Source organism: Clavibacter sp. MX14-G9D (assembly GCF_032917815.1).
Taxonomy (GTDB): domain Bacteria; phylum Actinomycetota; class Actinomycetes; order Actinomycetales; family Microbacteriaceae; genus Clavibacter; species Clavibacter michiganensis_K.
In genome coordinates this window covers 1-13,009 of record NZ_JAVCVL010000062.1, presented here as the reverse complement: position 1 = coordinate 13,009, position 13,009 = coordinate 1, and the positions used below count along the sequence as shown (strand labels likewise).

Annotated in this window: 15 protein-coding genes; all 15 read left to right on the top strand. The window is 75.2% G+C overall.

The features are described 5' to 3' along the window. Positions 1–1,506 (top strand): primosomal protein N' (locus Q6969_RS07375; RefSeq protein WP_317229849.1); only part of this gene is annotated, 1,506 nt, incomplete at its 5' end. Positions 1,507–1,615: 109 nt separating this feature from the next. Next, positions 1,616–2,533, top strand: coding sequence for a methionyl-tRNA formyltransferase (gene fmt / locus Q6969_RS07370; RefSeq protein ID WP_317229848.1), 918 nt, complete (start codon positions 1,616–1,618; stop codon positions 2,531–2,533). Further along, positions 2,530–4,020: a transcription antitermination factor NusB gene (locus Q6969_RS07365; RefSeq protein ID WP_317229847.1), complete on the top strand. Its 1,491-nt coding sequence runs from the start codon at positions 2,530–2,532 to the stop codon at positions 4,018–4,020. Before fmt ends, Q6969_RS07365 begins: the two co-directional genes overlap by 4 nt. Before the next feature lie 10 nt (positions 4,021–4,030). Further along, entirely contained in the window at positions 4,031–4,693 is a 663-nt protein-coding gene (rpe, locus tag Q6969_RS07360; protein ID WP_317229846.1) for a ribulose-phosphate 3-epimerase, read from the top strand. Positions 4,694–4,763: 70 nt separating this feature from the next. After that, positions 4,764–5,132, top strand: a complete 369-nt coding sequence (locus Q6969_RS07355) for an FKBP-type peptidyl-prolyl cis-trans isomerase (protein WP_317229845.1) — start codon at positions 4,764–4,766, stop codon at positions 5,130–5,132. A 95-nt stretch (positions 5,133–5,227) separates the two neighbouring features. After that, positions 5,228–5,491, top strand: a complete 264-nt coding sequence (locus Q6969_RS07350) for a phosphoribosyl-ATP diphosphatase (protein ID WP_012038459.1) — start codon at positions 5,228–5,230, stop codon at positions 5,489–5,491. 46 nt (positions 5,492–5,537) lie between these two features. After that, entirely contained in the window at positions 5,538–6,377 is an 840-nt protein-coding gene (hisG, locus tag Q6969_RS07345; RefSeq protein ID WP_317229844.1) for an ATP phosphoribosyltransferase, read from the top strand. A gap of 23 nt (positions 6,378–6,400) precedes the next feature. Continuing rightward, positions 6,401–7,186 carry an imidazole glycerol phosphate synthase subunit HisF gene (hisF, locus tag Q6969_RS07340; protein ID WP_317229850.1) on the top strand — a complete coding sequence of 262 codons (786 nt, stop codon included), beginning with the start codon at positions 6,401–6,403 and terminating at the stop codon, positions 7,184–7,186. Beyond that, entirely contained in the window at positions 7,183–7,593 is a 411-nt protein-coding gene (gene hisI, locus Q6969_RS07335; protein WP_317229843.1) for a phosphoribosyl-AMP cyclohydrolase, read from the top strand. The genes hisF and hisI overlap by 4 nt, the downstream gene beginning before the upstream one ends. Then, a complete protein-coding gene (locus tag Q6969_RS07330) occupies positions 7,590–9,140 on the top strand; it encodes an anthranilate synthase component I (RefSeq protein ID WP_317229842.1) in 1,551 nt (516 codons plus the stop codon). The genes hisI and Q6969_RS07330 overlap by 4 nt, the downstream gene beginning before the upstream one ends. After that, a complete protein-coding gene (locus tag Q6969_RS07325) occupies positions 9,140–9,865 on the top strand; it encodes a Trp biosynthesis-associated membrane protein (RefSeq protein WP_317229841.1) in 726 nt (241 codons plus the stop codon). Before Q6969_RS07330 ends, Q6969_RS07325 begins: the two co-directional genes overlap by 1 nt. Before the next feature lie 40 nt (positions 9,866–9,905). Then, entirely contained in the window at positions 9,906–10,142 is a 237-nt protein-coding gene (locus Q6969_RS07320) for a DUF6704 family protein (protein WP_317229840.1), read from the top strand. After that, positions 10,143–10,919 (top strand): indole-3-glycerol phosphate synthase TrpC, encoded by a 777-nt coding sequence (trpC, locus tag Q6969_RS07315; RefSeq protein ID WP_317229839.1) that lies wholly within the window; start codon positions 10,143–10,145, stop codon positions 10,917–10,919. It begins immediately after the preceding gene. Next, positions 10,916–12,130, top strand: a complete 1,215-nt coding sequence (gene trpB / locus Q6969_RS07310; protein ID WP_317229838.1) for a tryptophan synthase subunit beta — start codon at positions 10,916–10,918, stop codon at positions 12,128–12,130. Before trpC ends, trpB begins: the two co-directional genes overlap by 4 nt. After that, positions 12,127–12,945 (top strand): tryptophan synthase subunit alpha, encoded by an 819-nt coding sequence (gene trpA / locus Q6969_RS07305; RefSeq protein WP_317229837.1) that lies wholly within the window; start codon positions 12,127–12,129, stop codon positions 12,943–12,945. Before trpB ends, trpA begins: the two co-directional genes overlap by 4 nt. Positions 12,946–13,009: the final 64 nt, after the last annotated feature.

Sequence of the window (13,009 nt, the reverse complement as noted above, 5' to 3'; positions counted from 1 at the left end):
GTCGCCGTCGACGCGATCCCCGAGGTCGTCGAGCTGCCGGGCGGCGCGTGGGCGGGCCGCTGGGCCGTCACGCTCGCGCAGGTCGCCGCCCGCGTGCTCGCGTCCGGCCGCAGCAGCGTCCTCGTGGTCCCCGACTACCGCGACCAGGACCAGCTGGAGCTGGCCCTCGCCGTGCACGCGCCCGCGGGATCGGTGATCCGCACCGACGCCCGCCAGTCCGGCCCGGACCGCTACCGCGCGTTCCTCGCCGGCCTCGGCGAGGCGCCGCGCATCGTGGTGGGCAACCGCTCGGCGGTCTACGCGCCCGCGCCGCGCCTCGGCCTCATCGCCCTGTGGGACGAGGGCGACCCGCTGCACGCGGAGCCCCTCAGCCCGTACGCGCACGCCCGCGACGTGGCGCTCCTCCGCAGCCGGCAGCAGGCGACCGCGCTCGTGCTGCTCGCGCACTCCCGGAGCACCGAGGTCGAGCGGCTCGTCGCCATCGGGTACCTCGGCAGCGTCGCGCCCTCCGCGAACCGCACCCCGCGCGTCATCCCGACCACCTCGCAGACGGGCGACGAGGGCTTCGCCCGGCAGGCGCGCATCCCGTCCGGGGCCTGGCGCGCGGCGAAGGACGCCGTCGAGCACGGTCCGGTCCTCATCCAGGTCGCGCGTCCCGGCTACGCGCCGCTCGTGGCGTGCCGCGCCTGCCGCCAGGCCGCGCGCTGCACGGTGTGCACCGGCCCGCTCGGCATGTCGACGGCCACGAGCACGCCCACCTGCGGCTGGTGCGGGCACCTCGCGGGCGACTGGCGGTGCGCGAACTGTGGATCCGACGAGCTGCGGCTCGTCACCATCGGCGCCGGCCGCACCGCCGAGGAGCTCGGCCGCGCGTTCCCCGGCGTGCAGGTGGTGCTGGCCGACGGCGAGCGCCATGTGCAGGAGGTCGATACCGAGTCGCGCCTGGTCGTCGCCACGCGCGGCGCCGAGCCCGTCGCCGCGGGGGGCTACCGCGCCGTGCTCCTCCTCGACGGCGAGCGGATGCTCGCCCGCGAGAGCCTGCGCGTGGGGGAGGACGTGCTCCGGCAGTGGTCGAACGCGGCCGCCCTCGCGGCGCCCCGCGCGCCCGTCATGCTCGTGGGCGTCGGCGGGCAGGTCGCCCGTGCCCTCGCCACCTGGCAGCAGCCCCGGTACGCGCGCGAGGAGCTGCTCGAGCGCCGGGCGCTGCGCTTCCCGCCCGCGGTGCGCGCGGCGAGCGTGGAGGGCCTGCCCGACGCGGTCGGCACGGCCGTCGAGCGGCTCGCCGGGATCGCGGGGGTCGACGTGCTGGGGCCCGCTCCCACCGAGCAGGGCCGCGTGCGGGCCATCGTCCGCCTCGACTACTCCAGCGGGCCGGACGCGGCCCGCGAGCTCCGCGCGGCCGTCGTGCGCAACGCCTCCAGCCGCCGGAAGCCGGTCGCGGGCCGCCCCGGGTTCCGGCCCACCGTCCCCCTCCGTGTACGGTTCGACGACACGGGGCTGTTCTGATGCGCGTCCGCCGCGCTGCCCGGACCCGCGGCGCCGCCGCCCCGGCCGCCGTCCGCACGCCCCCCGCCTCCTCCGCTCGCCCCGCACGCCGTCCCCGGGAGGGATCCGCATGAGACTCGTCTTCGCCGGCACGCCCCTCGCGGCCGTGCCCTCGCTCCAGCTGCTCGCCGAGTCGGGCCACGAGGTCGCGCTCGTCGTGACGCGCGCGGACGCGCCGCTCGGCCGCAAGCGCGTGCTCACGCCGTCGCCGGTCGCCGCGGAGGCGGAGCGGCGGGGCATCCCGACGCTCCGCACGAACCGCCTCGACGAGGAGGCGACGGCCCGCATCGCCGCGGTCGCCGCCGACCTGGGCGTCATCGTCGCGTACGGGGGGCTGGTGCGCGAGCCGCTCCTCTCCACGCCCGCGCGCGGCTGGATCAACCTGCACTTCTCGCTCCTGCCCCGGTGGCGGGGCGCGGCCCCCGTGCAGCGCTCGATCATGGCGGGGGAGCGCGTCACCGGCGCGAGCGTCTTCCAGCTCGAGCGCGGCATGGACACCGGGCCGGTGTTCGCCCGCGAGGAGCGGCCCACCGGCGACCACGAGACGGCCGGCCACGTGCTCGACGCCCTCGCGGGCCAGGGCGCCGCCCTCCTGGCGCGCACGGTCGACGCGATCGCCGCCGGCACGGCCAGGGCCCTGCCCCAGGAGGGCGAGCCGACGCTCGCGCCCAAGACCACCATCGACGACGGCCGCATCGACTGGGCGCGGCCCGCCGAGGAGGTCCTCGCGCGGATCCGCGGCGTCACGCCCGAGCCCGGCGCGCACACGTCCGTGGACGACGTGCGCCTCAAGGTCCACCGGGCCGCCGCCCTCCGCGACGGAGCGCCGCTGGAGCCCGGGCGCATCGCCTCCGTCGACGGCCGGGTCGCCGTCGGCACCGCCAGCCACCCCGTCGAGCTCATCCAGGTGCAGCCCGCGGGGAAGAGCCCCATGCCCGCCGCCGACTGGTGGCGCGGCGTCACGGACAAGGACGTCACCGCACGATGAGCGACAGCACCGGATCCAGCTCCCGCCGCCCCGGGGGCCGCCGCCCCGCCGGCGACCGCCGCCGCCCCGAGGCCGGGCCCCGCGACCGCGACCGCGCCGCCGCCGGCCCCGCCGCCGTCAGCCCCGCCCGTCGCGTCGCCTACGAGGTCGTCAGCGCCGTGCGCGAGTCGGACGCGTACGCGAACCTGCTGCTGCCCGTCCGGATCCGCCGGGCCGCCCTCAGCGCCCAGGACGCGGCGCTCGCCACCGAGCTCGCGTATGGCACCCTGCGCATGTCCGGCTACTACGACCGCGTGATCGAGCTCGCGGCGGGCCGTCCCGTCACGGCGATCGACGCGCCCATCCTCGACGTGCTGCGCCTCTCGGTGCACCAGCTGCTCAGCATGCGCGTCGCGACGCACGCGGCCGTGAACGAGGGCGTCGACATGGCCCGCGCGGTCGGATCCCGGTCGGCGACCGGCTTCGTCAACGGCGTCCTGCGCACCGTCACGCGCTCCGAGCCCGACGCCTGGCGGGAGCGGGTCCTCGACAGCGCCGCGAGCGCCGACGAGCGGCTCGCGCTCGAGCACTCGCATCCGCTGTGGGTCCTCCGCGCCCTCCGCCAGGCGCTCGCCCGCGAGGGCCGCGCCGACGAGCTCGAGGACCTGCTGCGGGCCGACACCCGGGCGCCCGCCGTGAGCCTCGTCGCGCTCCCGGGGCTCGCGACGGTCGAGGAGACGCACGAGCAGCCCGCGGCGTTCTCGCCCGTGGGCGCGTACCTCGAGGGCGGCGACCCGATGGACGCCCCGGGCGTCGCCGAGGGCCGCGTCCGCGTGCAGGACGAGGGCTCCCAGCTCGCCGCGCTCGCGCTGAGCCGCGCCCGGCCCGTCCGCCCCGGCGAGCGCTGGCTGGACCTGTGCGCCGGTCCGGGCGGCAAGGCGGCCCTGCTCGCGGCGGAGGCGGGTCGCGCGGGTGCGCTGCTCACCGCGAACGAGCTCGTGCCCGCCCGCGCGGGTCTCGTCCGGGACGCGCTCCGCGCGGTCCCCGGGGACACCGAGGTGTGGGAGCTGGACGGCACGACCGTGGGCGGGAGCCACCCGGGCGCGTTCGACCGGATCCTCCTCGACGCCCCCTGCAGCGGCCTCGGCGCCCTGCGCCGCCGGCCCGAGGCGCGCTGGCGGAAGTCGCCGCGCGACGTGGCGGGCCTCGGCGTGCTCCAGACGGCCCTCGTCGACGCGGCGATCGGCGCGCTGGCCCCGGGCGGGATCCTCGCCTACGTCACGTGCTCGCCGCACCTCGCCGAGACCCGCGCCGTCGTGCAGGCGGCGCTCCAGCGCCACCCGGACGTGTCGGCGCTCGACACGCGCGCCGTGCTCGCCGAGGTGGCCGACGGCGACCTCGAGCTCCCGCCGCGCGAGGAGGGCGCCGATCGCGCATCGAGCGTCCAGCTGTGGCCGCACCGGCACGGCACGGACGCGATGTTCATCGCGCTGCTGACCCGCCGGTAGGGTCGGGAGCATGCCCGTCCGCATCGAACCGAGCATCCTGTCCGCCGACTTCGCGAACCTGGAGCGCGAGATCCAGCGCCTCGCGACCGCCGACCTCGTGCACGTCGACATCATGGACAACCACTTCGTCCCGAACCTCACGTTCGGCCTGCCGATGGTGGAGCGCCTCCAGCAGGTCACGCCCGTCCCGCTGGACGTCCACCTGATGATCGAGGACGTCGACCGCTGGGCCCCGGGCTACGCGGAGGCGGGTGCCGCCAGCGTCACGTTCCACGCCGAGGCGACGCGGGAGCCGGTGGCGCTCGCCCGCCGCCTCCGCGACATCGGCGCGCGCGCGGGCATCGCGCTGAAGCCCGGCACCCCGGTCGACGACTACCTCGACCTGCTGCACGAGTTCGACCAGGTCCTCGTCATGACGGTCGAGCCCGGCTTCGGCGGCCAGTCGTTCATGCCGGAGACCATGCCGAAGCTCCGCGCGCTCCGCTCCCGCCTCCGCGACTCCGGCCACGACGTGTGGCTGCAGGTGGACGGCGGGATCGACGTCGAGACCATCGGGCGCGCCGCGGAGGCGGGCGCCGACACCTTCGTCTCCGGATCGGGCGTCTTCCGCGGGGGAGATCCGGAGTCCGCCATCCGGGAGCTGCGCCGGGCCGCCGAGGCCCACGCGCACTGACGCGCGACGCGCACGGTCGCGACCTCCGCGGCCCGACGGACCCGGTCCGCGGATCTGCTTGACTGGATCCATGACCGACATCCAGAAGCCCGAGGTCGAGCCCGTCGACGGCCCGGCCCCCGCAGAGCTCACCATCTCCGACGTCACCGTGGGCGACGGCCCCGAGGCCCAGCCCGGCGACACCGTCGACGTCCACTACGTCGGCGTCGACTTCGAGTCCGGCGAGGAGTTCGACTCCTCGTGGAGCCGCGGCCAGTCCGTGCGCTTCCCCCTCCGCAGCCTCATCGCGGGCTGGCAGCAGGGCATCCCCGGCATGAAGGTCGGCGGACGCCGCCAGCTCGTCGTGCCGCCGGAGCTCGCCTACGGCCCCGCCGGCGGCGGCCACCGCCTGTCCGGCCGCACCCTGATCTTCGTGATCGACCTGCAGGGCGTCGGCTAGCACCGGCGCACCACCACCGGGAGGCCGGGAGCATCGCGCTCCCGGCCTCCCGTCGTCGTCCGGGGGGCGCCGCCCGCGGCTGTACCCTGGATCCCGTGAAGACCTTCGATGACCTGTTCGGCGAGCTGACCCGGATCGCCGCCGAGCGGCCCGAGGGGTCCGGCACCGTCCGCGAGCTCGACGGCGGCGTGCACGCGATCGGCAAGAAGGTCGTCGAGGAGGCCGCCGAGGTCTGGATGGCCGCGGAGCACGAGTCCGACGACCGCGCGGCCGAGGAGATCTCCCAACTGCTGTACCACGTGCAGGTCATGATGATCGCCCGCGGGCTCACCCTGGAGGACGTCGGCCGACATCTGTGACGCGCCCCGTCACCCGTCGACCCCCACCCCGGAAGAAGTGATCCCCATGCTCCGTGTCGCCGTGCCCAACAAGGGCTCGCTCGCCGAGACCGCCGCCCAGATGCTCGCCGAGGCCGGATACGCCGGCCGCCGCGACCCGAAGGAGCTCTACGTCCTCGACGCGCGCAACGACGTCGAGTTCTTCTACCTCCGCCCGCGCGACATCGCCACCTACGTCGGATCCGGCGCGCTCGACGTCGGCATCACGGGCCGCGACCTCCTCATCGACTCCTCCTCGGACGCCACGGAGACCGCCGAGCTCGGCTTCGCGGGATCGACGTTCCGGTTCGCGGGCCCCGTCGGCCGCTTCGCCGAGCTCGAGGACCTCGCGGGCGTGCGCATCGCCACCAGCTACCCCGTCCTCGTCGGCGGGTTCCTCCGCGAGCACGGCGTCGAGGCGACGCTCATCCGCCTGGACGGCGCGGTCGAGTCCGCGATCCAGCTCGGGGTCGCCGACGCCATCGCCGACGTCGTCGAGACCGGCACCACGCTGCGGAAGGCGGGACTCGAGATCTTCGGCCCGGTGATCCTCCGCTCCACCGCCGTCCTCATCTCGGGTGCCGAGGAGAAGCCGGGCGCCGCGACGCTCCTCCGCCGCCTCGAGGGCGTGCTGGTCGCGCGCCGCTACGTGCTCATGGACTACGACGTCCCGCTCGACCTGCTCGACGCGGCCACGGCCATCACGCCGGGCATCGAGTCGCCCACCATCTCGCCGCTGCAGGACCCCGCGTGGGTCGCGGTGCGCTCCATGGTGCCGCGGGACGACACGAACCAGATCATGGACCGCCTGCACGAGGTCGGCGCGCGCGCCATCCTCGTCAGCCCGATCCACGCCGCCAGGATCTGACCGTGGCCGCCATCGCCGGGGGCCTGCCGGCCGACGCCGCCGCCACCTCGGGCCGGCTCGCGGTCCGCGTCATCCCGTGCCTCGACGTCGCCGCCGGCCGCGTCGTCAAGGGCGTCAACTTCCTCGACCTGCAGGACGCGGGCGATCCGGTCGAGCTCGCGCGCCGGTACTACGAGCAGGGAGCCGACGAGCTCACCTTCCTCGACGTCACGGCCACGGTGGAGGACCGCTCCACCATGTACGACGTCGTCAGCGCGACGGCGGAGCAGGTCTTCATCCCGCTCACGGTCGGCGGGGGCGTGCGCAGCGCGGACGACGTGGCGCGGCTCCTCGCCAGCGGCGCCGACAAGATCGGCGTCAACAGCGCCGCGATCGCCCGCCCCGACCTAGTGGGGGAGATCGCCGACCGCTTCGGCGCGCAGGTCTGCGTCCTGTCCCTGGACGTGACCCGCGGGGACACGGAGTCCGGCTTCGTCGTCACCACGCACGGCGGCCGCATGCGCACGACGATCGACGCGGTCGCGTGGGCGCGCGAGGCCGTGGAGCGCGGCGCGGGCGAGCTCCTCGTGAACTCCATCGACGCCGACGGGACCCGCGACGGCTTCGACCTCGAGCTGGTGGCCGCGATGCGCGCGGCGAGCCGCGTCCCCGTGATCGCCTCGGGCGGCGCGGGGGAGCTCGACCACTTCGCCCCCGCCATCCACGCGGGAGCCGACGCCGTGCTCGCCGCGAGCGTCTTCCACTCCCGCCGGTTCACGATCGGCGACGTCAAGGGCGCCCTACGGGACGCCGGTCAGGTGGTCCGATGAGCGGCACGACGAGCAGCGCCCCCGCGGCCCCGGACGTCGACGGGATCCTCGCCCGCGCCGCCTTCGCGGACGACGGCCTGCTGCCCGCGGTCATCCAGCAGCACGACACCCGCGAGGTGCTGATGCTCGGCTACATGGACCGCGAGGCGCTCCGGCGCACGCTCACCAGCGGCCGCGTCACGTTCTGGTCGCGCTCCCGCCGGGAGTACTGGCGGAAGGGCGACACGTCCGGGCATGCCCAGTTCGTGCGGGACGCCGCCCTCGACTGCGACGGCGACACGGTCCTCGTCCAGGTCGACCAGGTGGGGGTGGCCTGCCACACCGGCACGCGCACGTGCTTCGACGCCGACCACCTGCACCCCGTCGCGGGCGCGCGTCCCGCCTCCGACGAAGGGCCGTCCGCATGACCTCCACCGCCCCGGGCCACGCCTCCGCCGCCGGCACCACGACGCGCGCGGCCTTCCGCGCCCTCGCGGCCGACCACCGGGTCATCCCGGTCCTCCGCGAGGTGTTCGCCGACGGCGAGACGCCCGTCGGCGTGCACCGCAAGCTCACCGCCGGCCGACCGGGCAGCTTCCTGCTCGAGTCCGCCGGCCAGGGCGGCATCTGGACCCGGTTCTCCTTCGTCGGCGTCTCGTCCTTCGGGGTGCTCACCCAGCAGGGAGACGAGGCGCGCTGGCTGGACTACGGGCTCGACGCGTCTCGCGCGCTCGGAGACGATGCCCCGGACGGCCCGCTGGCGGCCCTCGCCGCCCTGTACGCGCGGTGGGAGACCCCGCGGATCCCGGGCCTGCCGCCGCTCACCGGCGGCCTCGTCGGCTTCATCGGCTGGGAGGCCGTGCGGCAGATCGAGCGCCTCCCCGACCGGCCTCCCGCCGAGGTGCCGGTGCCGGGCCAGGCCCTGAGCTTCGTGTCGGAGCTCGCGGTCCTCGACCACCGGCGCGGCACGGTGACCCTCGTCGCGACGGCCCTCAACGACGGCGTGGACGACGAGGACGCCATGTGGGCGGACGCGCAGGCGCGCCTGGACCGCATGCAGGCCGACCTCGCACGCCCCGCGGAGACGTTCCTCGCCGAGGTCGACCTCGACGTGCAGCCGTCGGCGACGCTGCGCACCGCGCCGGAGGACTTCCACGCCGCGATCGCCCGCAGCAAGCACCACATCCACGAGGGCGACGTCTTCCAGGTCGTGGTCTCGCAGCGCTTCGACCAGCCGACCACAGCCGATCCCATCGACGTCTACCGCATCCTCCGCGTGCTCAACCCGAGCCCGTACATGTACCTCCTCACGCTGGAGGACGCCGACGGCGTGCCGTACTCCATCGTCGGCTCGTCGCCCGAGGCCCTCGTGACCGTCACCGACGACCACGTCTACATGCACCCCATCGCGGGCTCGCGTCCCCGCGGCGGCACCGTCGAGGAGGACGTGGCCCACGAGGAGTCGCTCCTCGCCGACCCCAAGGAGCGCGCCGAGCACCTCATGCTGGTGGACCTCGCGCGCAACGACATGCTGAAGGCCTGCGCTCCGGGGTCGGTGGAGGTCACCGAGTTCATGCGCGTGGAGCGCTTCAGCCACATCATGCACCTGGTCAGCTCGGTGGAGGGCACGCTGCGGCCCGGCGTCTCGAGCATCGACGTGTTCCGGGCCACGTTCCCGGCGGGCACGCTCTCGGGCGCCCCGAAGCCGCGCGCCCTGCAGATCATCGACGAGCTCGAGCCCGCCCAGCGCGGCGTCTACGGGGGAGTGGTGGGCTACTTCGACTTCGCCGGCGACGCGGACCTGGCCATCGCGATCCGCACCGCCACCATCGTCGGCGGCGTCGCGCACGTGCAGGCCGGCGGCGGCATGGTGGCCGACTCCGATCCCGACGCCGAGTACCTCGAGTCGCAGAACAAGGCCGCGGCCCCGCTGCGCGCGGTCGCGGTCGCCGAGGCCATGCGGCGCGTGCGCTGATGCGCGTCACGCGCCGCACGAGGGGCCTCGCCCTCCTGCTCGTCCTGGCGACGAGCGCCGCCACCTTCCTGGGCTGGTCGCAGGACTGGTCGACGCTCCGCATCGGCGGTCAGGCACCGGCGCTCGTGCCCGTGGCGGGCAGCGTCGCCGCGCCGGCGCTCAGCGCGCTCGCCCTGTCGAGCCTCGCCCTCGCGGGAGCGCTCGCCATCGCGGGCCGCGCGCTGCGGGTCGTGCTCGGCGTGCTCCAGGCGCTCATCGGCGCGACGGTCGCGCTCACCGCCCTCGCCGCGGTGTCGGGTCCGGTGCAGGCCGGCGAGGCCGCGGTCACGACGGTCACGGGCGTCGCCGGCTCCGCGCCCGTCGCCGACCTCGTCGTCGGCTGGACCACCACCCCCTGGGGACCGTTCACCCTGGTCGCCGGCATCGCCTCGGCGCTCGTCGGGATCCTCGTCGCCGTCACCGGCCCCCGCTGGCCGACCGGCCGCTCCCGATACGACGCGCCCGACGCCGGACCCGCTCGGAGGATCGTCCCGCGCGAGGATCCCGTCGCCGCGTGGGACAGCCTGAGCGGCGGCGCGGACCCCACGCGCCGCGAGCCCGGCGACCCGGACGAGGCGTCGCCGTCGGGCACCGCCGCGGACGACGGCGACGACCGTCGCGAGGCGGACGGCACGGCCCCCGCCGGGCCCCCCGCACCCGGCGTCCACCCCGACGCCGACCGGTAGACTCGGATCATCCCGACCGTACGACCCACGAGGAGCACGCATGTCCACCGAGTCCGCAGAACCCGGCCACGGCAACTCGCCGGCGGCCTGGACCGCTGTCGTCATCATGCTCGTCGCGTTCAGCGTCGGCACCATCGCGTTCTGGTTCGCCATCGAGCCCGTGGTCTGGGCCTCCGCCGTCCTCGCCGTCCTGGGCTGGATCACCGGCGGCGTCATGAAGAAGATGGGCTTCGGGGTGGGCGGTCACCGCACCGCGCCCACGAAGGCGCACTCCTAGATGCTCGGCGACCTGCTCGCCGGCGCCCTCGAGGACGCGGCGGCGCGTCGCGAGCTCCGTCCCCTGGCCGAGGTCGAGGCCGCCGCGCTCGCGCGTCCGGCCGCCCTCGACGCCCTCGGCGCGCTGGCGCCGGCCGACCGCGTGAAGATCATCGCGGAGGTCAAGCGCTCGAGCCCCTCGCGGGGCGCCCTCGCCGAGATCCCCGATCCGGCGCTCCTCGCGTCCCGCTACGAGACGGGCGGCGCCAGCGTCATCAGCGTCCTCACCGAGGGACGCCGCTTCGGCGGCTCGCTGCACGACCTCGAGCAGGTGCGCGACACGGTCTCCATCCCCGTGCTCCGCAAGGACTTCATCGGCGAGGCCTACCAGGTCCTCGAGGCCCGGGCCTCCGGCGCCGACCTCGTCCTCCTCATCGTGGCCGCGCTCGACCAGCCGACCCTGGTGGAGCTGCACGCCCTCATCGGGGAGCTCGGCATGACCGCGCTCGTCGAGACGCACTCCGCCGACGAGGTGTCGCGCGCGCTCGACCTCGGCGCGCAGGTCGTCGGCGTCAACGCCCGCGACCTCACCACCTTCGAGCTCGACCGCGACCTCTTCGGCCGCCTGGCCGACTCCATCCCGGCCGGCGTCGTCCGCATCGCCGAGTCGGCCGTCAAGACCGCCGACGACGTGGCCCACTACCGCCGTGCGGGCGCCGACGTCGTCCTCGTGGGCGAGGCGCTCGTCACGGGCGATCCCGTCCGCACGCTGACCGAGTTCCTGGAGATCCGCTCATGACCGACCTGCGCAGCGCCACCGGCCCGTACTTCGGCGACTTCGGCGGGCGCTACGTCCCCGAGTCCCTCGTCGCCGCCCTCGACGAGCTGTCGGAGGCGTGGGAGGAGCTGAAGGTCGACCCCTCCTTCATCCACGAGCTCCAGGAGCTGCACCGCACCTACACGGGCCGGCCCTCGCTCATCACGGAGGTGCCGCGCTTCGCCGAGCACGCCGGCGGTGCCCGCATCATCCTGAAGCGCGAGGACCTGAACCACACGGGCTCGCACAAGATCAACAACGTGCTGGGCCAGGCGCTGCTGACGAAGAAGATCGGCAAGAAGCGCATCATCGCCGAGACGGGGGCGGGCCAGCACGGCGTCGCCACCGCCACGGCCGCGGCGCTCTTCGGGCTCGACTGCGTCATCTACATGGGTGAGGTCGACACCGAGCGCCAGGCGCTCAACGTCGCGCGCATGCGGCTGCTCGGCGCCGAGGTCGTCCCCGTGCGCTCGGGCTCGCGGACGCTCAAGGACGCCATCAACGACGCCATGCGCGACTGGGTCACCAACGTCGAGACCACCAACTACGTCTTCGGCACGGTCGCCGGCCCGCACCCGTTCCCGGCCATGGTCCGCGACCTGCAGAAGATCATCGGCGAGGAGGCGCGCGAGCAGGTGCTCGCCCTCACCGGCCGACTGCCCGACGCCGTCGCCGCGTGCGTCGGCGGCGGGTCCAACGCCATCGGCATCTTCCACGCGTTCCTCGACGACGCGGACGTCGCCCTCTACGGCTTCGAGGCGGGAGGCGACGGCGCGGACACCCCGCGGACGGCCGCCACCATCACGAAGGGCCGTCCCGGCATGCTCCACGGCGCCCGCAGCTACCTGCTGCAGGACGAGGACGGCCAGACCATCGACTCGCACTCGATCTCCGCGGGGCTCGACTACCCGGGCGTCGGTCCCGAGCACTCGTGGCTGTCGGACCTCGGCCGGGCCTCCTACCGCCCGGTGACGGACGACCAGGCCATGAGCGCGCTCCGCCTGCTCAGCCGCACCGAGGGCATCATCCCGGCCATCGAGTCGGCGCACGCCCTCGCGGGAGCGCTCGAGCTCGGCAAGGAGCTCGGACCCGACGCGATCATCCTGATCAACCTCAGCGGACGCGGCGACAAGGACATGGAGACCGCCGGGGCGTACTTCGACCTCATCGACGCCGGGGCGGAGCAGTCGTGAACGCGGCCGCGCACGCCGCGACGCCGGTCGGCAGCCCCGTCGAGCGGGCCATCGCGCTCCGTCGCGAGCAGGGCTCGGGCGCGCTGGTGGGCTACCTGCCCGTCGGCTTCCCGGACGTGGCCACGAGCATCGAGGCGGCCGTCGCGCTCGTCGAGAACGGCGTCGACGTCATCGAGCTGGGCCTGCCCTACAGCGATCCGGTCATGGACGGCCCCGTCATCCAGCGCGCCACGCAGACCGCCCTCGCGCAGGGCTTCCGCCTGCGGGACGGCTTCGACGCGCTCCACGCCATCACGCAGCGCGTCGACGCCCCGGTCCTGCTCATGACCTACTGGAACCCCGTCGTGCAGTACGGCGTGGAGCGGTTCGCGGACGACATCGTCGCCGCCGGCGGAGCCGGCCTCATCACGCCCGACCTCATCCCGGACGAGGGGGCCGACTGGCTCGCCGCGTCGGAGCGCACGGGCCTCGACCGCGTGTTCCTCGCGGCCCCGTCCTCGAGCGAGGCGCGCCTGCACCAGGCCGTCGAGCGGAGCCGCGGGTTCGTCTACGCCGTCTCCACCATGGGGATCACGGGCGCGCGCCAGGACGTGGACCAGGCCGCCCGGGGCCTCGTCTCGCGCCTGCGCGACGCCGGCTCCACGAGCGCCTGCGTGGGCATCGGCATCTCCACGGGCGACCAGGTGCGCGAGGTCCTCGACTACGCGGACGGCGCCATCGTCGGCTCGGCGCTCGTGGCGGCCCTCGCCGACGGCGGCGTGCCCGGCGTCGCCCGTGCCGCGGCCGATCTGGCGCGGGGAACTGCGCTACATTAGCCCCCGGCCCGCGGTCCCGCCGCGCCCGCCGAATCCCCTGCGAAAGTGAGCGCCATCCGTTGTT

Bases quoted from the DNA above. Each gene is read 5' to 3' on its own strand.
- Q6969_RS07320 (WP_317229840.1), top strand. From the start codon at position 9,906: ATGTCCACCGAGTCCGCAGAACCCGGCCACGGCAACTCGCCGGCGGCC.
- Q6969_RS07355 (WP_317229845.1), top strand. From the start codon at position 4,764: ATGACCGACATCCAGAAGCCCGAGGTCGAGCCCGTCGACGGCCCGGCC.
- hisG (WP_317229844.1), top strand. From the start codon at position 5,538: ATGCTCCGTGTCGCCGTGCCCAACAAGGGCTCGCTCGCCGAGACCGCC.
- Q6969_RS07365 (WP_317229847.1), top strand. From the start codon at position 2,530: ATGAGCGACAGCACCGGATCCAGCTCCCGCCGCCCCGGGGGCCGCCGC.
- Q6969_RS07325 (WP_317229841.1), top strand. From the start codon at position 9,140: ATGCGCGTCACGCGCCGCACGAGGGGCCTCGCCCTCCTGCTCGTCCTG.
- Q6969_RS07330 (WP_317229842.1), top strand. From the start codon at position 7,590: ATGACCTCCACCGCCCCGGGCCACGCCTCCGCCGCCGGCACCACGACG.
- hisI (WP_317229843.1), top strand. From the start codon at position 7,183: ATGAGCGGCACGACGAGCAGCGCCCCCGCGGCCCCGGACGTCGACGGG.
- rpe (WP_317229846.1), top strand. From the start codon at position 4,031: ATGCCCGTCCGCATCGAACCGAGCATCCTGTCCGCCGACTTCGCGAAC.
- trpB (WP_317229838.1), top strand. From the start codon at position 10,916: ATGACCGACCTGCGCAGCGCCACCGGCCCGTACTTCGGCGACTTCGGC.
- fmt (WP_317229848.1), top strand. From the start codon at position 1,616: ATGAGACTCGTCTTCGCCGGCACGCCCCTCGCGGCCGTGCCCTCGCTC.
- trpC (WP_317229839.1), top strand. From the start codon at position 10,143: ATGCTCGGCGACCTGCTCGCCGGCGCCCTCGAGGACGCGGCGGCGCGT.